This window comes from Mesorhizobium sp. WSM4849 (assembly GCF_055811385.1).
On sequence record NZ_JBVVPW010000039.1, the window covers coordinates 38,623 to 60,157 of the forward strand.

Consider the following 21,535-nt stretch of genomic DNA (forward strand, 5'->3'; position numbering starts at 1 on the left):
ACGCTGGAACAATGCTCATGCGCATCGTGGTGGTCGCCGAACTGGTGGCGCGTGGCGGTGCTTACTCACGACTAGGCGCGGCTCTGGACTGACGTGATGGCTTTGTGTCGCGCTTTGGCGTCAGTTCCGCCTCGGGCTGGTCGCTCAATCGTTTCTTGAGGATGTCAATGAGGCTGACGGTGACCGCAATCACCGCCGGGCCGAGGACGAGCCCGGATGCTCCAAACAGGACGATGCCACCGACAGCACCGACAAAGGCCACCACCGTGTGGAGCCGCAGCCGGTTCCCGACAAGCATCGGATAGAGCAGATTGTCGATGCCGGCGACGACCACGCCGCCCCAGACGGTCAGGATCGCCGCGCTCGCCCAAGCCCCCTCCAGCGCGAGATAGATCGCTGCCGGCACCCAGATCACGAATGCGCCGAGCACCGGCACGATGGCAAGCAGTCCCATTGCCAAGCCCCAGAAGACCGGAGTGGGCAGGCCGAGCCACCAGAACATCAGGCCGCCCAGCGTCCCCTGCACAGCGGCGACAAGCACGGTGCCTATCAGGATCGCATGTACCGTCTCGGCAAGGCGGGACAGCATGTATGCCGTCTCCGCGGTACGCAGGGGCGAGAGACGCTCGATCCCCCGCAGGGCGGATTCACGGTCCCGCAGAAAATAGAACAGCAGATAAAATGTCAGAACGAACATCACGGCCTGATTGATCGAGCCGCGCAACAGCGATGTGCTTTGTGCCGTCAGCCATTGTACAAATGCGGCGACCGTGCCGGCCGGATCGAGTTGGTTCTCAATCCACTGGGCAACCGCCGAAAGCCTGGGATAGCCCGACACGAAGGCATCTGTGTTCCAACCCCGGATGACCTCCTCCATATAGGTGGCTCCGTTTACCGCCTCGCGAACAAGCTGCTGTGCCACGAAGATGAGCGGCAGGCCGACTGCAACCGCCGCGATGCTGACCGACATCAGTGCAGCCAGGTTTTTGTTCCTGAGCCTTTCCTCGACCTGTCGATGAGCCGGATACAGGATGATTGCCAACACCACCGCCCAGGTCAATGCGGGCAAAAAAGGCAACGCCAAGAGATAGCAGACATACAGACCGATCGCCGTCGCGGCCACGATGCCGAGCAATCTCATTTGTTTTATATCGGGCATCTGTTTCAGGTCGGGCATCTCTCGCCGTCTCGCAAAACCAAGCGAGCCTAGTGGATTTCCCGACAAAATGGCAGCTTCCGTTGCAGCACCCTACTGCTAGGCCGCTGTCGAGTGTGACGAAAATCCCGTGCGCTGCCAGCACCTCGGCCTGCCGGTCGTGGATGGTCTGACCTACGGCCGTTCTACAACTCGCTCGCGGCAGCGCAGCTTCACAGGACCAATAGAAAAAAGGCCGGACTGTTAAAGTCCGGCCAGGCATGAAGGTTCAAAACCTCCAGAGGGGAACGCGCCGGACGCAATGGGAGGAAAACATCCGACGCAATGCGTATATGGATCCGCACGGGTGGCGTTTCAACGACATGCGGTGGGCCACATCAGCCGCTCCATAGAGCCACCAGCGCGGATTCAGGTCACGGCCTGTGTTTCAGTTTTAGCGTAACAGACATGTGGTGCGTCGGCCCGATCAACGAGGGTCAGGCGAGGAGTGTCCCGCGGGACACTCCCCCTTCGTTTTTTACTCCGAGAGCGTGAAGGGAGCCGTGTATTTGTCGACGTTGTCCTTGGTGATGAGAAGGCAGTCAAACAGCTGCTTCTCGGTCGGCGCGCCGGTTTTGCCGGTCTTTATGAACGAGTCGGCCTGTTGTACGGCCTTCGCCGAGTAGGCGGCCACCGGCTGGAGCACGGTGTACTGCAAGTCGCCCGCCTTGATCGCGGCGACAGCGTCCGGAGAGCCATCGAAGCCGCCGACCTTAATGCTCGACAGCTTTCCGGCTTCCTTCAGCGCGGCGATCGCGCCAAGCGCCATCTCGTCATTGCCGCTCGTCACGCCGATGATATCGGGATGGGCCTGCAGCAGGCTCTGCATCTTGTCGTGGCCCTGGGTGCGGTCCCAGTTGGCGACCTCCGAGCCGGCCTTCTTGAGGTCCGGATACTGGCTGATCACGGTCTCGTATCCGTTTGACCGGGTGGCGGCGTTGTTGTCGGACGGGGCGCCCAACAGTTCGACGTAGTTGCCCTTCTCGCCGATGTTCGTCACCCATTGCTGTGCCCCCAGAGCGGCGCCCTGTGCGTTGTTGGAAACGAGCTGCGCCTTGGCCAGACCCTCCTGATTGATCTCGGCGTTGACCAGGAAGACCGGGATGTTCGCGGCAATCGCCTTCTTGACGGCGCCGATGGATCCGCTGGCGTCGGCAGGATCGAGGATGATCGCCACGGATTTGTTGGTGATTGCGGTGTCGATCAGTCTGCTTTCCGTGTTCGTGTCGGCTTTCGATGCGCCGACAGTCGCGGTGTAGCCGAGTTTTTCGGCCTCGGCCTTGGCCACATTGCCTTCGGTGAGCCAGTACGGGTTGGCGGGATCGATGACGATGATCGAAATGAGGCCTTCGGCCGACGCTGCGCTTACCGACCCTGCGAGGACCGGAGCGGCCAGCGCAAAGGCCGTGAGCATTAGAATTCTTGCCTTGCCATACATGAAATTTCCTCCTTGGTTAGCGATGGTACCGGTCAACCGGCAATCTTCTCGTGAGCGGGATCGGCCGTTCGGGCCTTGCCGGCTTGTTGCGGAGAAGTCGAAGGGCCGCCGGTCGAGCCCGGGAGCTTGACGCGACGGCGATACTGAATGGCGTTGAGCAGCACCGCCAACACGATGACCGCGCCGGTGAACACTGTTTGCCAGTAGGCGGACACGCCAATGATCACGAGGCCATCGGATAGGAAGCCGATGACGAAGGCCCCGACCAGCGTGCCGCGGATATTGCCTCGACCACCGGTGAGTGCCGCGCCGCCGATGACGACGGCCGCAATGGCGGTCAGCTCGTAGGAGTTGCCGGCGGTCGGCCCTGCCGAGGTCAGTTCCGAGGACAGGATGAGGCCGGCTACCGAGGCGCAGATGCCGGACAGCATATACACCGACACCTGCACTTTTTTCACTGGCACGCCGGACAGTTCCGCGGCGCGCTCGTTGCCGCCGGAGGCATACAGCCACCGGCCGAAGGCCGTGCGATTGAGGATGATGCTGCCGATGATCGCGATGACCACCATGACCAGCACACCGATAGGGATACCGAACAGGCGGTTGAAGCCCAGCCAGTCGAAGCCGGTATTGCCCAGCTCCGGCTTGCCGCCGAGATCATTATATGTGAGGCCGTTTGTCATCAGCAGCGCGGCGCCGCGCACCACATAGAGCATGCCCAGTGTGGCAACGAAGGCCGGCACCTTCAACCAGGCGATAAGGACGCCGTTGACCAGACCGACCAGTGCGCCGAGCACGCACACCAGCACCACGACCACCCAGACGGGGGGAAACAGCACGACGCCGAGCATTTGCAACTGCACGCCCTGCATCAGGAATCCGGCGATGACCCCCGACAGCCCAAGCGTCGACCCCACCGACAGGTCGATGCCGCCATTGAGGATGACCAGCAGCATGCCGACCGCGAGGATGCCAAAGATGGCGACATGCGACGCCATGGTGAGGAAATTGCCCAACGAGAAGTAATAGGGCGACAGCATCGAGAAGACGAAGATGATCACCATCAGCGCGAGAAACGCCCGGCCCTCCAGCAACAGTTTGGCCACACTGAAGCCACCGCTCGATGTCCTCGGGCCGGAGCGGCTACGATTCTGACTGGCGTTGGTCACGGTCTGGCTCCTGTATTCTTCATGATCAGACGAGCACGGCCTCGCCCGAGGCGGCCATGATCTGCTCTTTCGTGACGTCGGCGCCGAACTGAGCCGAAATCCTGCCTCGGCGCATGACGATGATCCGGTGCGCGATACCAAGGCACTCGGCGACTTCCGAGGTCGAGAACACGACCGCGAGCCCCTGCGCGGCCCGCTCGCCGAGCAGCCGGAACACCTCCGCCTTGGCACCGACATCGATCCCGCGACTGGGCTCGTCCAGCAGCATGACCTTAGGGTCGGTGGTCAGCATCTTGCCGATGACGACCTTCTGCTGATTGCCGCCGGACAGCGATCCGATGGGCGCGCCTGCGCCCGCCGTCTTGACGCGCACATCGCGAATGGTTCCGTCGATCAGCGACCGCTCCCGCGACCGCGAAAGCAGCATCCCCTTGACGAAGGCGCCAATGCTGGCGAGCGACAGATTTGCCCCCACGGTCATCGTCTGGACCAGCCCGTCGCGTTGGCGGTCCTCAGGCACCAGCACAAGCCCCCTGATTATCCGCTCCGCAATGCTGAGGCGGGAGATGTCGTCGCCCTCCAGCAAGACCCGGCCGCCCGTCACCGGCAAGCGTCCGGCGACGCACTCCAGCAATTCCGTGCGCCCGGCGCCCATCAGCCCGTAAATGCAGACGATCTCGCCCGCGCGGACATCGAGCGACAGCCGGTGGACGACCAGGCGGTCCGAACTCGAAACATCGGCGACGCTCACATCGTCGATTGACAGGGCAATGTCGCCGAATGCGTATCCCGTGGGCGGCGATCCCAGGTCGAAGTTCTCGCCCACCATGTTACGGACGATCCATTCGAGATCGATGTTCTTCGCTTTGGCCGTGGCCGTGATCGTTCCGTCGCGCAGCACCACCGCGTGGTCGGTGATCTGCAGCGCTTCTTCGAGGTGATGGGAGATGTACACGATCGAAACACCGCGGGCGGTCAGGTCCCGGATCACCTTGAACAGCACCTCCACCTCGGTCGCGCTCAATGCGGAGGTAGGCTCGTCCATGATCAGGATGCGTGAATCGACGGAGAGCGCGCGTGCGATCTCGACGATCTGCTGCTGGCCCAGGCGCAGATCCTGCACCAAGGTCATCGGATCGATGTCTTCCTCGAGATCGGCCATCAGCATCCGCGTCTGACGAGCCTCCTCCGCGAAGTCGAGGCCGGTCGCGCCCCGCAACTCACGGCCCATGAAAATATTGTCGCGCACACTCAGATTGGGCGCGAGACTCAACTCCTGATGGATTATCGAGATGCCTCGATCCCGCGCGTCGACGGTCGAGGAGAAGACGACAGGACGGCCATCGAGTTCGATGCTTCCGGATGTCGGCGTCTCGACACCGGAAAGGATCTTCATCAGCGTCGACTTGCCGGCGCCATTCTCTCCGAACAGCGTGGTGACCTCGCCACGGCGGATGTCGAAATTGACCCCCTTGAGGGCATGCGTTCCGCCATAGGATTTTACGATGTTGCGCGCCGCGAGCACGGTATCGCCGGCCGCCGGCTCGAATTGAGGCGCCGCATTCATTGAACGCTCAGCTTTACGGGTGTGACGAGCCAGCCCTTGGGATTGATCAATTTGAAGACGCCGGACACCGAAATCGTCTTCCCGGTGAGCTTGGTATTGTCGATGGCCGACAACACCTGCTTCTTCATCTCGTTGTTCAAGGCCGATCCTGCGTTCTGATACTCGATTTGGTTGGTGAATTGCCCGAAGGTGATCGTGCCCGTGGCATCGCGCAGATCGGTTCCGTTGATCGCCGGACCCGTCTGCACTCGAATGACCAAAGTGCTGGGAACCTCGTCGACCTTGACGGCGTAGATGCCGGACTTTCCCTCACCGACCACGCCGGTGAATTTGACTGAGAATTCCGTACCGACATTGGCCGGCACGCCGTACTCCTTCTCTGCCACCGCCTTGTCCTTGGCGATGGCCGACGCAAGGGTAGCGGCGTTCACCGCGCGCTGCTCCACGGCGGATTGAACCTTCGGAAACTCGGACTTGCCGTATTCTTCCGGGGAGAACGCAGCCTTTCGCGCGTCCTCCGCCGAACCAATTATGACGACCTTGGTGTCGAGAACCATCGCGCCGAGCAAAATCAGGATCGCGGCCGCGGCGACAATCCAACGAACGCCGACCCGCCGATTGATCGTGGTAGCGGGCTGCGAACTCATGGTGCAACGACCTGCGGCATGACGCCGATCAGGTCACGATCACCACTGGCGGCGCTGCTGGATTTCATTCCATCTCCTCCCGAGATGATATTATTATCTTCAGTTGAAAAATTTTTCACGCGTTCATGTCGTTGTCAATCCGCCTTCACCGGGATCAGCGTGCAGCCGGCGTCATCGAGAGGAACTTTGTCGCGTAGCAGTTGATTGCGGCCGAGAACCCAGCCGGTATTCGGCTGCACGATCGTGTGACCGCGATTGCATGCGCTGGTTCGTCAGCCCAACCGCCGTAAGCAAGAAATTCCTCACGAGCCGAAGCCTTTCGGAACAGTCAGGCCTCAGGCACAAAATCGACCATACGTTAGTGTTAAATTCACGTCAAGACATGTGATATTTTGCCCATTCTCCGGCACTGCCGGAGAATGGGCACCTGTCAACAAAGCTTAATATGCTGTTTTCGTGTGGTATTTTTTGAAAACAGCGCATACCCGCGAGGTGTTCGTCCCAAATCAGGGCGCCATCACAATCGCATCAGATTCCTGTCGCTGAGCTGCGCGACAGCGGCATCGAGTTCGTCGGACATCCGCTGCGGGTCCCAGTTACGTGCACGGCCGGCAATGGCGGCGATCTGCTTCAAATCGCTCATGGTCAGGGAACCACCAATGGCCAGGGTCGTGCGCCGCATGACGATATCGGCCAGATGCTCGACGAATTCATTACGAACGATGTAGTCGATTTCGGATGTGCCGTAGTCGCTTGCCCCCGGCAGGCGATCTTCATTGTCTCCTGAACTTTGGTGGCGGGCGATCGGCAACGCCTTGGTTCCGTAGCGCGACAGAAGTTGGTCGAGACGGCGTTCGTCGGCGCCCGAAGCCGATCTGGCATCCGCCAGCCAGGCAGCTCGCGCCGCAGGCTCGGTTGGAAAACCCTTGCCGCCGCCGATCGGCATCGATCGCGTGGTGACCTTGCGGCCGCGTCCCAGCCGGTCGAGTACCGTGTCGGCAACCTCCTCGGCAAAGCCGCGGAACGTCGTCCATTTGCCGCCGACCAGCGAGATAATCGGAAACGGACGCGAACCTTCCGGCTCGACGACCGGTGCCGAATGATCCCGGCTGATCAAGCCGGGGACAGAGGCGTCGGATGCAGGCAACGGTCTGATGCCGCTATAGGCATAGACGATCTGGTCGCGTCCAAAGCTCATGCCCGGCATCAGCGCACGCACGCTTTCGAGCAGATAGTCGATCTCCTGCGGCTCGCAGCGTACTGTGTCCGGGCTGTCGGCCTGGATGTCGGTCGAGCCGACGAGCGCCAGACCGAGATAGTCGTAGACAAGGCAGATGCGGCCGTCGTCGGCTTCGAAGTAGAGCATGCGGCCTGCCAGGCTTCGTACCAGTTCGTCGTGCTTCAAAAGGATATGCGAGCCCTTAGTGCCGCCGATCATTTTCGATGGCGCGCCGAGCGAGGCGTTGACATCGTCGATCCACGGACCGGCGGCGTTGACGACCAGTTTCGGCCGCACCGCAAATACGGCGCCGTTCTCGGACCGACCCCCGTCTTTTGACTGGCCCCCGCCTTTTGACTGGAAAGTCAGCACACCATTGGACGACGAAACCAGCGTCGTGTAGTTGGCGGCCGCGGCGAGGGCATTTGCTGCCAGCCCGTCGGTGATCAGTTCGAGCACCAGCCTTTCGGGATGGCTGATCTTGGCGTCGTAATAGATGCCGGTGGCGACGATCGACCTGGTCAGTGCCGGTATCTCGCTCAGCGCCCGCCGTCGCCCGACCAGTCGGTGGCGCGGCATGACACGATGCCGCGACCCATAGAAATCGTAGATCGTCAGGCCGATCTTGATGAGGACGGCGCCGCGACTGCGCGGCGCGCTGGTCGAGCCCAGCAGTGTGCGCAACGCCGCCCACATGCCCTTGCTCCAGGAGAAGATCGGGATGATTGTCGGCAGCGGGCTGACGTAGTGCGGCGCGTTCTTCAACAGCAGGTTGCGCTCCAGCGTCGACTGTGCCACCAGCCCGAACTCGCCCGTTTCGAGATATTTCAGGCCGCCATGGATCAGCCGCGATGGCGCAGCACTTGTGCCCGAGCCAAAATCGCCCTTGTCGACGATCAGGCAACTGACGCCTTGCGCGCACAAATCCCGGAACAGACCAGCCCCATTGATGCCGGCGCCAAGAATGATGACGTCGACGTCGCCCGTCTTGTTCATAAAGGCGAGGCGGTCGATGGGGTCGGCTGAGCCGGGGTCGGCTGCGCCTGCGTCGCCGGAAGGGCTCATGGCTTAGTCATCTTGACGATGCGCAGCTTTACGCCGGCTCGTTCGAGTTTTTGTGCCTGCGCATCGCTTACGCCGTCGGTCGTCAGCACCGCGTCGAAACGGGTCAGATCGTCGAAAACATGCAGGGCGACCTTGTCGAACTTGGAATGGTCGACGACAAGAATGCGCTTGGTCGAGGCAGCGACCATCGCTTGCTTGACCCGGACCACATGCTGGTCCTGGATGAAGGCCGTGGTGCCTGAGATCGCCGAAGCCGAGCAAATCAAAAGATTGGCACGCAATTGCGCCACGGCATTCTCGCAGACGATGCCGATATAGGCATTGTAGGTGCGGTGGTACTGACCGCCCAGGCAGATGAAGTCGATATCGTCGACATTGGTCAGCAGTGCTGCAGTCGCGACGCTGTTGGTGATGACGGTCAGTGGCTTGATGTCGGGCAGCAGAGGCGCGATCGCGTTCGCCGTGGTCGAATCGTCCAGCATGACGGCCTGGCCGGCCTCTACATAATCCAGCGCCGCATGCGCCAGCGCATCCTTCTCGGCTCTGCCGACCGTCACCCGATAGCGGAAAGCGCTTTCATAAAGACCGGAAGGCTGCACCGTCACCGCGCCGTGCAGCTTGCGCAGCACGCCCTGGTGCGCCAGTTGGTCGATATGGCGGTGGATGGTCATCCGCGACACGCCGAAATGCTCGACCAGGTCGTCGATGCGCACCTGGCCGAATTTGATCACATAGTCGGCGATTTCCTCGCGCCGTTCGTCGGCCTTGATCATGCAGCCCCCTCAATGCTTTGCCCCGCCAGCCTTTCGATCTCCAGCCATTGCGGCTTGAGCGATTCGGCAATGCGGCAATAGAGAGAAAAACGGTCCTCGAAAACCGCATTGCGCGCCGCGTCGGGCAGATATTCATGGCTCGTCTTGCTGACCGCGCGCGCCCCCTGTTGCGGTGAGGCAAACAGGCCAACCGCGGCGCCGGCACAAAGGGCTGCGCCGAAGGCAGCCGCCTCGTCGGTCGACGTCACGATGACCGGCACATTGAGCACGTCGGCGAACATCTGCGCGAAGGCCGGATTGCGCGACCCGCCGCCGGTGAGCCGCACCTCACGAACGGCAAAGCCGTCGCGCAGCGCTTCGACGTGCGTGCGGTGGTTGAAGACGATGCCTTCCAGCACTGCCTTCAGCATGTCGCCGCGATCATGCCAGCCATGCAGGCCGAGAAAGCTGGCGCTGGCGGCATTGCCGTAAGGCGAGCCGAACAGATAGGGATGGAACAAGATGGTCGAAGGCCTGCCAAGCGCAATGTCGATCTCTGCCGCCAGCATCTCGTGGATCGAGCCGCCGGTCCTTTTTGCTTCGTCCTGTTCCGGGCGGCAGAGCGTGTCGAGGAACCAGTCGTAATTCGCCGTCGAGGCCGGCGAGATCGACATGTTGTTCCAACGCCCAAGATCAATAGCATTGCGGCAGAACCAGCGCAGGTCGACGCGCGGCTCGGTGGAAACTATTTCGTTGATCGAATAGGTGCCGGCGACGATGCTGACCACGCCCTCCTCGTGGCCGCCCATGCCAAGCGCCGAGGCAGTGACATCATGCAGGCCGCAAGCGACCGGCGTCCCTTCAGCAAGCCCGCTCAGCGCCGCTGCATCGGTGGTGACGTAGCCGACGATGTCGGCCGAATGCATCATCGGCGGCAAGGCTTCAAACAATGCCTCAAGACCGAAAATGCGCATCGCCTCCGGCACATGGCTTTGCGTACGCACATTGGTGAACGAGGTGCTCGCCTCAGTGAGGTCAGTGCCGATGGTGCCGGTCAGACAGAAACGCAGCCAGTCCTTGCAGGCGAGTATGTGCGCGACCCGGCTGAAGCGTTCCGGATCGTGCTCCCGCAACCAGACCAGCAGCGACGACGGTGAGGAAGCGTGCGGCACCTGGCCGGTCAGGGCGAGCGCTTCGGCGAAGACCGAACCTCGCGACCATCTGTCGACGATTTCGCCCGCCCGGCTGTCCAGCGACAATATGCCGGGGCCTAGCGGCCGGCGATCGCTGTCGAGCAGGTACAGGCCATCGCCATGCGCGGTCGCCGCCACCGCCTTAATGTCGCTGGCTGGCCGGCCGCCCAAGGCAATGGCTTCCCGGATCGCCTCGGCTGTCGCCTGCCAGAGGCCGGCCATGTCGCGTTCGACCCAGCGCGCGTGCGGCATCGATTGCGGCACCCGCCGGCGCGCCACCGACAGTTGCGAACCGTCGGCGTCGAAGATCACCGCCTTCGTCACCGTCAGGCCGTTGTCGATCCCAAGCAGGCTGGACATGGCTACCTCTCAGCTCGGCGTTTGCCGACACGCATTGCGAATAGGATTTTGGTGCATTGCGCTTGACGACGGCGGGGAGAAGCTGCCCGGTGATGCAGCAGCCGAACAGCGATGGGAATTCCGAACCAACAGAATCGACCATACTATGGTGTTAAATTAACGTCAATGTGTGTGATTTTCGAACCAATCTTGCGGCCGAGGGCCTTGACGAGTGCGCCGAAGTCCGAACTCGGACGGGCCGCGGCAGCTTCGAGTTGGCCGCTGACGAACAGGCGCACATGCCGCGCGATCTCGCCACCGTCACTCCACCGCCAGAGGGCAAGCTCATGGGAAAGGCCGGCGTAGCTCGCCATCATTGATGCGGCTTTCGCAGATTGTTTTGGATCTCCCTGAAGCCGCTGAACGGCGACCGAGATAAATCTTGGCAGCTATTGGCGTAGCCGCCACGACAAAGGTCTCACCAGCCTAGTCGATGTCGAAGGATACGCCCTGGGCCAGCGGCAGCGCCTTGGAATAGTTCACCGTGTTGGTGGCGCGCCGCATGTAAGCCTTCCAGGCGTCGGAGCCCGACTCGCGGCCGCCGCCGGTCTCCTTCTCGCCACCGAAGGCACCGCCGATCTCTGCCCCCGATGTGCCTATGTTGACGTTGGCGATGCCGCAGTCGGACCCGTCGACGCCGAGGAAGCGCTCGGATTCCTGCAAGTCGCGGGTGAAGATCGACGACGACAGCCCCACTCCGACCGCGTTGTGCTCGTCGAGCACGGCGTCGAAATCCGAGTACTTCATCACATAGAGGATCGGCGCGAAGGTCTCTTCCGTCACCGGCGAGACCTGCTTGGGCATCTCGACCAGCGCCGGACGAACGTAATAGGCGTCGGGATGGCCATTCTCGACCCGCGTGCCACCGGTCACCTTGCCGCCGTGAGCGGCGGCTTCCTTCAACGCGTTCTGCATGCTGTCGAAGGCTGACTTGTCGATCAACGGTCCGACCAGCGCTGATGTCTCCAGCGGATTGCCGACCGAGACGCTTTCATAGGCCTTCTTCAGGCGCGGAACCAAGGCATCATAGATGCTATCATGCACGAACAGGCGCCTGAGCGTCGTGCAGCGCTGGCCGGCCGTGCCCATGGCGCCGAATGCGATGGCGCGCAAGGTCATGTCGAGATCGGCGGTCGGGCAGACGATGCCGGCATTGTTGCCGCCGAGCTCCAGCACGGCGCGGGCAAAGCGCTTCGCCAGCCGCGGACCGACATCCCTGCCCATGCGGGTCGAGCCGGTGGCCGAAACCAGCGGCACCTTCGGATGATCGACCAAGATTTCGCCGACGGCGCGGTCGCCGATCAGCACCGATGTCAAGCCTTCCGGAGCATCGCCGAAACGTTCTGCCGCGCGCTTGAAGATCGCCTCGCAGGCGAGCGCCGTCAGCGGTGTCTTTTCAGACGGTTTCCACACCACCGCATCGCCGCAGACAAGCGCAAGCGCGGCGTTCCACGACCACACGGCGACAGGAAAGTTGAAAGCGGAGATGACGCCGACGACGCCTAGCGGGTGCCAGGTCTCCATCATGCGATGGCCGGGCCGCTCGGTGGCGATGGTCAGGCCGTACAATTGCCGGGAGAGGCCGACGGCGAAATCGCAGATGTCGATCATCTCCTGCACTTCGCCGAGCCCTTCGGACGGGATCTTGCCGACCTCGATCGACACAAGCCGGCCAAGCTCGGCCTTGTGGGTGCGCAGTTCCTCGCCAAGCAGCCGCACCAGCTCGCCGCGCTTCGGCGCCGGCACCAGACGCCAAGCCTGGAAGGCTTTATGCGCCTTGTCGATGGTCTCTGCCGCACCGGCTGGCGAGATCGTCTTCAGCGCAGCGATCTGCTCACCCGTCACCGGACTGCGCACGATTAGATCGCCGCCCGAAAGCGCGTCCTCGGCGACACCCAGTTTCGCCAGTACCCCGGCTGTTTCCTTCGCAATCGTCATTCTCTGTCCCTTTCAGATCCCGTCGCTTATATGGCGACGGCCAAGGCCTTGTGCCATGCCTGTGCCGATCGGCACATCAGGCGCTGTCATGGCGTGGCATTACTCGTTTCAGGGAAAAACCGCCACCCCGGCATGGTCTAAGCCAAGGTCAGACCGTTGAACCAGCGAGTCGGCTCAGCGCGCTGTCTGCGCGGTTCCCCGCGCGGCGCCTTCCTTGATCAGCCGGTCGATGTGCATGCGGATATGGGCCGCCTCGGCGGCCGTATTGGCAAGCGCAATGGCGCGATCGAAGGCGATGCGCGCCTCCTCACGACGACCGAGCTGCATCAGCAGTCCGCCCTTGAGGCCGAAGAAATGGAAATAGCCGGAAAGCCTTTGTTCCAACGGCTCGATCATGGCAAGTGCCGCTTCCGGCCCGCGCACTTTGGCGACCGCGACGGCGCGATTGAGCGTCACCACCGGCGACGGCTGCATCTGCTCGAGCAGGCTGTAGAGCAGCTCGATCTCGTTCCAGTCCGTGTCCTCAGGCTTTTCCGCCCGCGCATGCAGGGCGGCGATCGCCGCCTGCACCTGGTAGGGACCGGGCTTCTGATGGCGCAGCGCCTTATCGACCAGCGCCAGCCCCTCGTCGATCATCTTGCGGCTCCACAGGGTGCGGTCCTGGTCTTCGAGCAGCACGATTTCGCCGTTCTCGTCGAAACGCGCCGGCGCACGCGCATGCTGGAGAAGCAAGAGCGCCGTCAGGCCCATGATCTCCGGCTCGGTCTGGAACAACCTGAGCAGCAGCCGGGCCAGCCGGATTGCCTCTTCGCAGAGCGGCGCCCGGGCCGGCGCCTCACCGCTGTTGGTCGAATAGCCTTCGTTGAAGATCAGGTAGACCATCGCGGCGACGGCGGCGAGCCGTTCGGACCGCTCGACCGCACCGGGCGTCTCGAACGGCACGCCGGCATCGGCGATGCGCGCCTTGGCACGTGTGATGCGCTGCTCCATGGCGCTTTCGCCGACGAGAAAGGCGCGGGCGATCTGCTTGACGCTCAGGCCTGAAACGATGCGCAGCGCCACGGCGATCTGCTGCGTCACCGGCAGGTCGGGATGGCAGCAGATGAACAGCAGCCGCAGTATGTCATCGCGGTAATGCGCGCCGTCCAGCCGTTCGGCGATATCGGTCTCGGCATCCTCCAGATCGGAGATCTGGTCCTCTTCCGGCAGCGGCGCCTGCTTGGCACGCTTGCGCACCGCGTCGATGCCGCTGTTGCGGCCAACGAAGATCAGCCAGGCTGCCGGATCGCGCGGCGGGCCGTTTGTCGGCCAGTTCTTCAGAGCTCGCAGGCACGCGTCCTGGAAAGCTTCTTCCGCCGCATCGAGATCGCGGAAGTAGCGCAGCAGCGCGCCCATCGCCTGTGGGCGGGCCGTGCTGATCGCCGTGCTGATCCAGGTGAGATCGGTCATGCGGGAATCCTGGCGGGGTTGAAGAGCGAGACCGGCCGTATTTCGTAGGAGCCGCCGCTCGGGTTGACCTCGGAAAGTTCGCGCGCAAAGTCGACGGCCTCGTCGAGATCGGCGCATTCGAGCGTGTAGAAGCCGAGGAACTGTTCCTTGGTTTCGGCAAATGGTCCGTCGATGACGACCGCTTCGCCCTTGACCTTTCTCAGCGTTGTTGCAGCGGTTGTCGGCAGCAGCCGCGCCACCGGGCCAAGCCGGCCGGCCTGAGCGTATTTTTCCTGCACGCCCAGGAGTTTTTCCATGACGGCATCGTCCTGTTCCTTGCTCCATGAGCAGACGACGTCTTCGGAGGCATAGCAGAGGATAGCGTAGAGCATGGGTGCGTCCTTTTCTCTGTCAAAGGACGAAACAGTAGGACCGATCCCGACATAACGTCGATAAAAAAATTACGTCCTGCGAGCACAATGAAGCGCCATTCGGTAGCAACCGCCACGCGCCGGACGCGCCCGGCCTTCTGGGGCGCATTCCAGGCTCACCATCGCTTCCGAGTTGGAGAGTGAGGAGCGCTGAAGTCCGGCATTATGTAGCAAAGACCACCAGATTTCGACATCGTGGAAGCCCGGATGTGCAGCTACGTTTAGATTGGCCGATACATCAAAACCCGGCCCGTCGGGATCAGCTGCAGCAAATAATCGAAGTCGCTGATGTTGCCCGTTAGAACGGTAAATCCCAATTTCTGGGCCTGCAGGAACAGCACGCAATCCTGAAGCGCCCGCAGCCTGGAATCATTCTTGTAGCCTTGCAGGCGACACAGCATTCCTGAGAGGAGTGCGGCTCGGCCCAGGACATCGGTATCTGGTGCAAAAACCCGATGGGGCGGCATATCCTTGATCATGGTCCCGATCTGCTTGATAGCTTCGGCGGTGCCCGGGTGCTTCGGCTTAAGGACGCCAACCGTGTGCATTAGTTCCTGGATGGCTACGGTGGAATGATTGACCTGCCTGACGTCGAGGAGGTCGGCAACTGCTTCTGGCGCTCGGCCTTGCAAACCGTCGAGGTAAACACAGGTATCCAGCAGCAATTCCGGTCCCGCCTCGACAAGGTTACCGATGATCGGCAGCTCCTTGTCGGGCCGGCGGCTTAAAGTTTTCTGGGGGTCAAATCGCGACCATCTGACGGCCGCACCGAAGTCGAAATCGGCCAATTCAGAATCCGAGCTTCAGCGTCGGATCCACCGTTCCCCGTGTTTTCCTGAAGGTCTCGGCGAAATTGTCTTCCAAGGCTACATTTGCCAACGCAAATTCGACCAGCTCGGTATCAGACGTCAATCCGGTTCGAGCTTTAGCCTTCTTGATCAGGTCAGCACTCACCCGTCCCGCAATCCTGCCGTTCTTCTCACCGCGCAGGCCGGATTCTTCCGCCCTCTGCAGGACGGCATTAATTCTGGCTAGGCGACGTATCTGCATTTTCGCAGCCGCTTTGGGAAGCGTTTTCGTCCGCTTGCCCACGGAGAGGCCGCGACGCACACGTACAGCTGTCTTCGCCATCAGGGTGCCTCACGTTTCCGTTTAACAAAAATCGATTTTAGACAACATAGCAGGAAAGATGGTTTTTTCAATGCCCGCTACCGGAACAGGTCCAGGCGCACTCCATACTCGTCGCCCGTCTAGTCCGGATCGCCCTGCATCTCATATTCGTCCAGACTGAATCGAGGCATCTCGCAATAACTGGCGAGAGACAGTCGACAATTCGACATGCCGCTTCACCAGGCTTTCGATCAATCCATCGACGGAGACGTGATGGTGGTTTTGCTACAGAATGCCGCAATGAAGGCCTGTGGCTGCTCTGTTCGGTTCAGCTTTCCTGCGCCTTCAGCCATCTCAGAACGAGGGCTTCTTCGTCATCAAGACCGGGTTTCGATCGCTTCCGCTTATTCACATCCGCGATTTCGCTGAGCAGCCGTCCTTCGGACCAGGCTTCGAAAACTTGCGGGTGGATGTAACAGCTGCGGCAGATGGCGCGCGTGTTGCCCAGCCGCTCGGCCACCTTGTCGATGACGCCGTTCATCACCCGCTTCTGTTGTGCCTGGGTTTTGGGTCGTTCGGTTTGCGCAAACAGTGACGCAGCATGGATGGTGCCGCCCCAGGTTCGGAAATGCTTGGAGCTGAAATCGTCCCCTGCGTTCTCCCTGATGTAGCGGTTGACGTCGTCTGAGCGGATCGGTCGCCTGCTTCCGTCCTCGTCGAGATACTGGAACAGCTTCTGGCCCGGCAGATCCTGCGCCCCGCGCACAATCCTGGCAATCCGGCGATCGACGAGCTTCAGCTTCCATTCCTTGCCGGACTTGCCTTTGAAAGCGAAACGCAGGCTCGAGCCAGTGATGTCGACATGGCGGTCGCGCAGCGTGGTCAGCCCAAAGCTATTGTTGTCGCGAGCGTAGGCGGCGTTGCCGACGCGGATCATCGTGTTGTCGAGCAGCCAGACCACAGCGGCGACAACGCGTTCCAGCGGCAGGCCGTGACGGCGCAGATCGGCATCGATCTGGCGCCGCAGCTCAGGCAGGCTTTCTGCAAAGGCAACCAGGCTCGAATATTTGACGCCGTCGCGCTCCTCCGCCCACAGCGCATGATATCGATATTGCTTACGCCCACGCTGATCCCGGCCCGTCGCCTGAATGTGACCGTCAGCATCCGGCGATATCCACACATCCGTCCACGCCGGCGGTATGGCGAGCGCCTTGATGCGGGCCATAGTGTCGTCGTCGACACCCTGCCCGTCAGGTCCTTTGTATGAAAATCCCCTGCCAGTCCTAAAACGGCGGATACCGGGTTCAGCGTCAGTGATGTAGGTGAGCGAGGCTCGATCGGCAGAGGCTTGCGACCCATTTTTCGGCGCCCCGTTCTTTGGTGCAGCCTCCCTGGCAGCCGATTGGCCAGACGACGACCCGGATTTGTCCAGCATATCCTCTCCGTGAGAAATTTCCCGTAGATAAGCGACGGACCGGCCGCTGGTTCCGCCATGGCTTTCACAAACATGTCAGGCTCACCGCATGAGAACCCGTCTTCCGCCTATGTTCAGCGCCTACAAATCGATGCGGCATCGCCTGCCGTCATGCTTTCTCGAGCACGACCGGAATGACGTCGACAGCTTGATCGCCGACCTGCCCTCCGGTCGTCTTCAGGATGCCGACGATCGGCGCGACATCCGAGTAGTCGCGGCCGTGGCCGACGGTGATGTGGTCGTTGCTTGCCCGGATGCCGTTGGTCGGATCGAACTCCTGCCATCCGGTGTCGCGCCCGCACCACACCTTCACCCAGGCATGCATGGCGTCGGCCCCTTCCAGCCGCGGTTTTCCGCGCGGCGGAATGGTGCGCAGGAACCCGCTGACATAGCCGGCGGGAACGCCCAGGCCGCGTAGGCCGGCGATCATGATATGCGAAAAGTCCTGGCAGACGCCCCGCTTAAGGTCGAAGGCATCGCTTGCCCGGGTCTGCACCGTAGTCGCCTCGCCATCATAGGTGAAATCGCGGTAGATACGGCTGCACAGGTCCATGGCCGTGCTGACCGCGGAGTTGCCGGCACTGCTCCGCGCGTAACCCGTGATATCAGCATTGATGCCGGCATGGTCGCTGGCGGCCAGAAAATGATGCGGTGTATCAGGCGACAGCGACCGCACCGCATCGAGTTCCTCCCTCAGCCGGCGAATGTCGGGCGACACGTCAAGCCCGGGTTCCGGCCGCGAAACCGCGACGCGCGCGCTCATCCTGATGTCGAGCGCATCGTGAACGTCGCGAAAGGCAATCGACGTGACATTGTTGCCAAAGAAATCGGAAAAATCCGAGCGTTCGCTCGGCGCCGGCACGAAGGACAGCGAAGCGGCGATCACGCGCTGCATGCCCGATATCGTCGGCGGCAGCACGCGCACCTGATGGCGGCCGCCGCCGGCTGCAGCATCGTAATCGTAACGCAGATTGAGCCTGATGTCGTAGAGCATGCCCGCCTTTATCCGAACCCGTCCCCTACCCGAAATAGGCTTTGGCGAGGCTGTTGTAGAGGCCGCCGATCTCGTTGGCGAGATCGGCCAGGGCCTTCGCCGTCATGTCCGATGGCTCCTTGATGGCGATTGCCGTGTTGAGCTGCAGGATCTCTTTCGCCGCCGGCGACATGTGTCCCTCGCCGCTGACAGCAGGCAACAGCGCGATTTCGGCCTTCAGCCGCTCGAGCTGGAACAGGATTGAGCGCGGGTTGAGCGGATCGAGCACCAGGAGGTCGATCACCGTGCGCCGGCCGGCCTGCACCGGATACTGCCGCCGGTGGGTCATGACGCTGTCGCCGATCTCCAGCATCATGTCGAGCGCGCCGTCCGGCGCCGCAGTCCTGGTCAACCGGGCCAGCGTGCGGGCGATCTGGATGCCGCGTTCCAACCGCCGGCCGATCTCCAGGAAGCGCCAGCCGGTGAAGCGGTACATATTTTCATGCAGCAGGCCGGAAAACCCGGCGAGCTTGCGCAGGATGACCGTCATCGCCCGCGTCGCGTCATCGCCCGGCGCCACCGTTGTCGCGAATTGATGAATGGTCTTCGACAGATCCTTCAGCGCCAGCCAGCCATCGGGCGAGAAGCGGTCGCGGATTTGTCCGGCGCTGTAGACGGCGCTGTCCAAGGTGCCGATCAGCCCCGGCGGGATCGCGGTTTCGACGTCGATGCCGAACGGTTCGAGATAATCTCTGATATCGGCAAGCAGCGGCATATCCGGGTCGGAGGCCTCGGCCAGCCGCACGTGATAGGCGCGCAGGATGCGCACCGTGTCTTCCGATCGCTCGATATAGCGGCCGAGCCATGTCAGGTTTTCCGCCGCGCGGCTGGGCAGGCTGCCCGGCAAGGTACGGGTGAAGCTGTCATGCTCTTGCGGCAGCAGCGTCTCGCGCTCCACCGGTCTGTCGCTGACCACCCAAACATCCGCCGCCTGGCCGCCGCGCTGCATGGCGATGGCCGTCGGGTCGAGCGAAAAGCCGACGCGGGCAAAACCGCCGGGCATCACCGTCCAGCCTTCCGGCGTTCGCGCCAGATAGACGCGCAGGGCTGCTGGCCGCGGCTCCAGCCAGCCGCCGACATAGACCGGCGTGGTCGAAAGCGTCACCGCTTCCTGTCCGACAAAGTCGCCGCCGTTCTGTTCGATCAGGGCTATCAGTTCGGCCCGCTCCCCGGCAACCAGCGCCGAGCCAAGCCTGGTGCAATCGTCGTCCTCGAAGGCAAGCCGTGTCGACAGCGCCGGACCGATCACCATGCGGTCGAGGTTAGCCAGCACATGGTCACGTTCTGCGTCCCGCCCGCACCACCATGTCGCGACGCTCGGCAGCAGAAGCTCCTCGTTGCGCAATTCGCGCGAAATCTTCGGCAGGAAGGCGAACAGCGCCCGCGTCTCCATCAGCCCGGAGCCGAGCGCGTTGACGGCTGAAACGGCTCCCCGGCGGATCGCCTCGACCAGCCCTGGCGTGCCGATCTGCGACTCCGGCCGCAACTCCAGCGGATCGGAGAAGGCCGCGTCGAGCCGTCGCCAGAGCACGCTGACCGGCATCAACCCTGAAACGGTGCGCACCATAAGCCGGCCGCCGGAGACGGTCAGATCCTCGCCTTCGAGCAGCATTATGCCGAGATAGCGGGCGATATAGGCATGCTCGTAATAGGTTTCGTTGAGCGGCCCCGGCGTCAGGATGGCGACACGGCCGCCTGATACCTTGGCCATGCCGTTCAGCGCGTCGCGAAAGCGACGGAAGAAGCCGGCAAGACGGTGCACATGCATCTCGCCATAGATGTCGGACAGCGCGCGCGTGGTGGCGACGCGGTTTTCCAGCGCAAAGCCGGCACCCGACGGCGCCTGCGTGCGGTCACCCAGCACCCACCAGCGGCCGTCCGGTCCACGGCCGAGCTCGAAAGCGCAGAAATGCAGGAAATGGCCGCTGGCCGGTCCGGTGCCGACGACGGGGCGCAAATATTCCGGGCTGGCCGCAATCAGCCCCGCCGGCAGGATGCCCTTCTCGACCAGGCGGTTCGGCCCGTAGATATCGGCGATCGTTTCCTCGAACAGCTCGGCCCGCTGAACCAGGCCGGCACTGATCGCGGCCCATTCCTGCTCCTCGATCAGCAGCGGTACATGCGCCAGCGGCCATTCGCGCTCATTGGCGCCGGCCTTGTCGTAGACGCGGTAATAGACGCCGGCGTCGCGCAGATACTGGTCGGCGCGGGCGAAGCGCTGGGCGAGCTTTTCGGGCCCCAGTTCTTCCAGTGCCTCGATGAACTCCTTCCAGACCGGACGGGGATTGCCTGATGCATCGACCATCTCGTCGACGACGCCGTCGATCGGCTGGTAGTGCTCCAGCAGGTTGTGCGGCCTGCCGCGTATTTTCTTGTGATTCCCCTTTGCCATGGCTGATCAGAGTCTTGCAGGCCGCCGCAGGTCAAGGGTCATCGGGAAATCCTCAGAGGCTTGTTCGTCGTGCAGCAGGTAGCCGGACGGCGTATGGCCGCGCGGCTCGAAGCGGGCGAGCCGCCGCGCCTCCGCTTCGTTGCCGTTGACAGGGAAGGTGTCGTAGCTGCGCCCGCCGGGATGCGCGACATGGTAGACGCAACCGCCGACCGCCCGGCCCGACCACCGATCGTAGATGTCGAAGACCAGCGGCGTGTTGACCGGCAGCGCCGGATGCAGACCCGATGCCGGCTGCCAGGCCTTGAAGCGGACCCCTGCCACCGCAATCTCCCTGGTGTCGGTCACCTTCATCGGCACGATGCGGCCGTTGCAGACGACGGCGTGACGCTCCGGGTTGAGCCCTTCAGTCTTCACCTGCAGCCGCTCGACCGAGGAATCGACGAAGCGCACCGTTCCGCCGATCGCGCCCTGCTCGCCCATGACATGCCACGGCTCCAGCGCTTGCCGCAGTTCCAGCTTGATGCCGGCATGCTGGACCTCGCCGCAGAACGGGAAGCGGAATTCGAGCTGCGCGTCGAACCATTCGGGACGGAATTCAAAGCCGTTCAGCTTGAGGTCGTCCAGCACGTCGAGAAAGTCAGCCCAGACATAGTGCGGCAGCATGAAACGGTCATGCAGCGACGTGCCCCAGCGCACGAAGCGGCCATCGAGCGGGTTCTTCCAGGCGCGGGCGATAATGGCGCGCACCAGCAATTGCTGCGCGAGGCTCATGCGCGCATTGGGCGGCATTTCGAAGCCGCGGAACTCGACCAGCCCCAACCGGCCGGTCGGCCCGTCCGGCGAAAACAGCTTGTCGATGCAGATTTCCGAGCGGTGGGTGTTCCCCGTCACGTCGGTCAGAAGATTTCGGAACAGCCGGTCGACCAACCACGGCAGCGGGGCCTGACCCTTGTCCGGATGCGGCACCTGCGCCATCGCGATCTCGAGCTCATAAAGTGAATCGTGGCGCGCCTCGTCGAAACGCGGCGCCTGGCTGGTCGGGCCGATGAACAGGCCTGAGAACAGATAGGACAGCGACGGACGGC

Annotated in this window: 19 protein-coding genes; all 19 read right to left on the reverse strand. The window is 62.5% G+C overall.

Annotated elements, in window-relative coordinates; all coding sequences use genetic code 11:
• Positions 1-61: 61 nt before the first annotated feature.
• Positions 62-1,141, reverse strand: coding sequence for an AI-2E family transporter (locus AC0L3L_RS31040; RefSeq protein WP_473640962.1), 1,080 nt, complete (start codon positions 1,139-1,141; stop codon positions 62-64).
• Positions 1,142-1,673: 532 nt separating this feature from the next.
• On the reverse strand, positions 1,674-2,633 hold the full coding sequence (locus AC0L3L_RS31045) for a substrate-binding domain-containing protein (RefSeq protein ID WP_473640936.1): 960 nt from the start codon (positions 2,631-2,633) through the stop codon (positions 1,674-1,676).
• A 32-nt stretch (positions 2,634-2,665) separates the two neighbouring features.
• A complete protein-coding gene (locus AC0L3L_RS31050) occupies positions 2,666-3,739 on the reverse strand; it encodes an ABC transporter permease (protein WP_268931349.1) in 1,074 nt (357 codons plus the stop codon).
• Between the two features lie 88 nt (positions 3,740-3,827).
• Positions 3,828-5,369: a sugar ABC transporter ATP-binding protein gene (locus AC0L3L_RS31055; RefSeq protein WP_473640938.1), complete on the reverse strand. Its 1,542-nt coding sequence runs from the start codon at positions 5,367-5,369 to the stop codon at positions 3,828-3,830.
• Complete coding sequence (locus tag AC0L3L_RS31060) at positions 5,366-6,016, reverse strand: DUF2291 family protein (RefSeq protein WP_473640940.1); 651 nt, start codon at positions 6,014-6,016, stop codon at positions 5,366-5,368. Before AC0L3L_RS31060 ends, AC0L3L_RS31055 begins: the two co-directional genes overlap by 4 nt.
• A complete protein-coding gene (locus AC0L3L_RS31065; RefSeq protein ID WP_473486478.1) occupies positions 6,013-6,135 on the reverse strand; it encodes a hypothetical protein in 123 nt (40 codons plus the stop codon). The genes AC0L3L_RS31060 and AC0L3L_RS31065 overlap by 4 nt, the downstream gene beginning before the upstream one ends.
• Before the next feature lie 398 nt (positions 6,136-6,533).
• Complete coding sequence (locus tag AC0L3L_RS31070; protein WP_473640942.1) at positions 6,534-8,300, reverse strand: glycerol-3-phosphate dehydrogenase/oxidase; 1,767 nt, start codon at positions 8,298-8,300, stop codon at positions 6,534-6,536.
• Complete coding sequence (locus AC0L3L_RS31075; protein WP_473486476.1) at positions 8,297-9,073, reverse strand: DeoR/GlpR family DNA-binding transcription regulator; 777 nt, start codon at positions 9,071-9,073, stop codon at positions 8,297-8,299. The genes AC0L3L_RS31070 and AC0L3L_RS31075 overlap by 4 nt, the downstream gene beginning before the upstream one ends.
• The gene (locus tag AC0L3L_RS31080; protein WP_473527179.1) at positions 9,070-10,605 is read right to left on the reverse strand and encodes an FGGY-family carbohydrate kinase; all 1,536 of its coding nucleotides are present in this window, start codon (positions 10,603-10,605) and stop codon (positions 9,070-9,072) included. The genes AC0L3L_RS31075 and AC0L3L_RS31080 overlap by 4 nt, the downstream gene beginning before the upstream one ends.
• A 143-nt stretch (positions 10,606-10,748) precedes the next feature.
• Complete coding sequence (locus AC0L3L_RS31085) at positions 10,749-10,961, reverse strand: hypothetical protein (protein ID WP_123149613.1); 213 nt, start codon at positions 10,959-10,961, stop codon at positions 10,749-10,751.
• A 109-nt stretch (positions 10,962-11,070) separates the two neighbouring features.
• Positions 11,071-12,582 carry an L-piperidine-6-carboxylate dehydrogenase gene (amaB, locus tag AC0L3L_RS31090; protein WP_473640944.1) on the reverse strand — a complete coding sequence of 504 codons (1,512 nt, stop codon included), beginning with the start codon at positions 12,580-12,582 and terminating at the stop codon, positions 11,071-11,073.
• Between the two features lie 174 nt (positions 12,583-12,756).
• On the reverse strand, positions 12,757-14,031 hold the full coding sequence (locus AC0L3L_RS31095) for an RNA polymerase sigma factor (RefSeq protein ID WP_473640946.1): 1,275 nt from the start codon (positions 14,029-14,031) through the stop codon (positions 12,757-12,759).
• Positions 14,028-14,402, reverse strand: coding sequence for a YciI family protein (locus AC0L3L_RS31100; protein ID WP_192358717.1), 375 nt, complete (start codon positions 14,400-14,402; stop codon positions 14,028-14,030). The genes AC0L3L_RS31095 and AC0L3L_RS31100 overlap by 4 nt, the downstream gene beginning before the upstream one ends.
• A gap of 260 nt (positions 14,403-14,662) precedes the next feature.
• Positions 14,663-15,229, reverse strand: a complete 567-nt coding sequence (locus tag AC0L3L_RS31105) for a type II toxin-antitoxin system VapC family toxin (RefSeq protein WP_473640948.1) — start codon at positions 15,227-15,229, stop codon at positions 14,663-14,665.
• A 1-nt stretch (position 15,230) separates the two neighbouring features.
• The gene (locus AC0L3L_RS31110; protein ID WP_473640950.1) at positions 15,231-15,572 is read right to left on the reverse strand and encodes a hypothetical protein; all 342 of its coding nucleotides are present in this window, start codon (positions 15,570-15,572) and stop codon (positions 15,231-15,233) included.
• Positions 15,573-15,879: 307 nt separating this feature from the next.
• Positions 15,880-16,986, reverse strand: a complete 1,107-nt coding sequence (locus tag AC0L3L_RS31115; RefSeq protein WP_473640952.1) for a DNA topoisomerase IB — start codon at positions 16,984-16,986, stop codon at positions 15,880-15,882.
• 148 nt (positions 16,987-17,134) lie between these two features.
• Positions 17,135-18,019: a transglutaminase family protein gene (locus AC0L3L_RS31120; RefSeq protein ID WP_473640954.1), complete on the reverse strand. Its 885-nt coding sequence runs from the start codon at positions 18,017-18,019 to the stop codon at positions 17,135-17,137.
• A gap of 25 nt (positions 18,020-18,044) precedes the next feature.
• A complete protein-coding gene (locus AC0L3L_RS31125) occupies positions 18,045-20,450 on the reverse strand; it encodes a circularly permuted type 2 ATP-grasp protein (protein ID WP_473640956.1) in 2,406 nt (801 codons plus the stop codon).
• A gap of 6 nt (positions 20,451-20,456) precedes the next feature.
• Positions 20,457-21,535 (reverse strand): transglutaminase family protein (locus tag AC0L3L_RS31130; protein WP_473640958.1); only part of this gene is annotated, 1,079 nt, incomplete at its 5' end.

What these genes read in the sequence shown, in the direction of transcription:
- AC0L3L_RS31115 (WP_473640952.1), bottom strand. Translation starts at nt 16,986, where the DNA reads ATGCTGGACAAATCCGGGTCGTCGTCTGGCCAATCGGCTGCCAGGGAG.
- AC0L3L_RS31040 (WP_473640962.1), bottom strand. Translation starts at nt 1,141, where the DNA reads ATGAGATTGCTCGGCATCGTGGCCGCGACGGCGATCGGTCTGTATGTC.
- AC0L3L_RS31075 (WP_473486476.1), bottom strand. Translation starts at nt 9,073, where the DNA reads ATGATCAAGGCCGACGAACGGCGCGAGGAAATCGCCGACTATGTGATC.
- AC0L3L_RS31095 (WP_473640946.1), bottom strand. Translation starts at nt 14,031, where the DNA reads ATGACCGATCTCACCTGGATCAGCACGGCGATCAGCACGGCCCGCCCA.
- AC0L3L_RS31070 (WP_473640942.1), bottom strand. Translation starts at nt 8,300, where the DNA reads ATGAGCCCTTCCGGCGACGCAGGCGCAGCCGACCCCGGCTCAGCCGAC.
- AC0L3L_RS31085 (WP_123149613.1), bottom strand. Translation starts at nt 10,961, where the DNA reads ATGATGGCGAGCTACGCCGGCCTTTCCCATGAGCTTGCCCTCTGGCGG.
- amaB (WP_473640944.1), bottom strand. Translation starts at nt 12,582, where the DNA reads ATGACGATTGCGAAGGAAACAGCCGGGGTACTGGCGAAACTGGGTGTC.
- AC0L3L_RS31045 (WP_473640936.1), bottom strand. Translation starts at nt 2,633, where the DNA reads ATGTATGGCAAGGCAAGAATTCTAATGCTCACGGCCTTTGCGCTGGCC.
- AC0L3L_RS31125 (WP_473640956.1), bottom strand. Translation starts at nt 20,450, where the DNA reads ATGGCAAAGGGGAATCACAAGAAAATACGCGGCAGGCCGCACAACCTG.
- AC0L3L_RS31060 (WP_473640940.1), bottom strand. Translation starts at nt 6,016, where the DNA reads ATGAGTTCGCAGCCCGCTACCACGATCAATCGGCGGGTCGGCGTTCGT.
- AC0L3L_RS31055 (WP_473640938.1), bottom strand. Translation starts at nt 5,369, where the DNA reads ATGAATGCGGCGCCTCAATTCGAGCCGGCGGCCGGCGATACCGTGCTC.
- AC0L3L_RS31110 (WP_473640950.1), bottom strand. Translation starts at nt 15,572, where the DNA reads ATGGCGAAGACAGCTGTACGTGTGCGTCGCGGCCTCTCCGTGGGCAAG.
- AC0L3L_RS31080 (WP_473527179.1), bottom strand. Translation starts at nt 10,605, where the DNA reads ATGTCCAGCCTGCTTGGGATCGACAACGGCCTGACGGTGACGAAGGCG.
- AC0L3L_RS31100 (WP_192358717.1), bottom strand. Translation starts at nt 14,402, where the DNA reads ATGCTCTACGCTATCCTCTGCTATGCCTCCGAAGACGTCGTCTGCTCA.
- AC0L3L_RS31120 (WP_473640954.1), bottom strand. Translation starts at nt 18,019, where the DNA reads ATGCTCTACGACATCAGGCTCAATCTGCGTTACGATTACGATGCTGCA.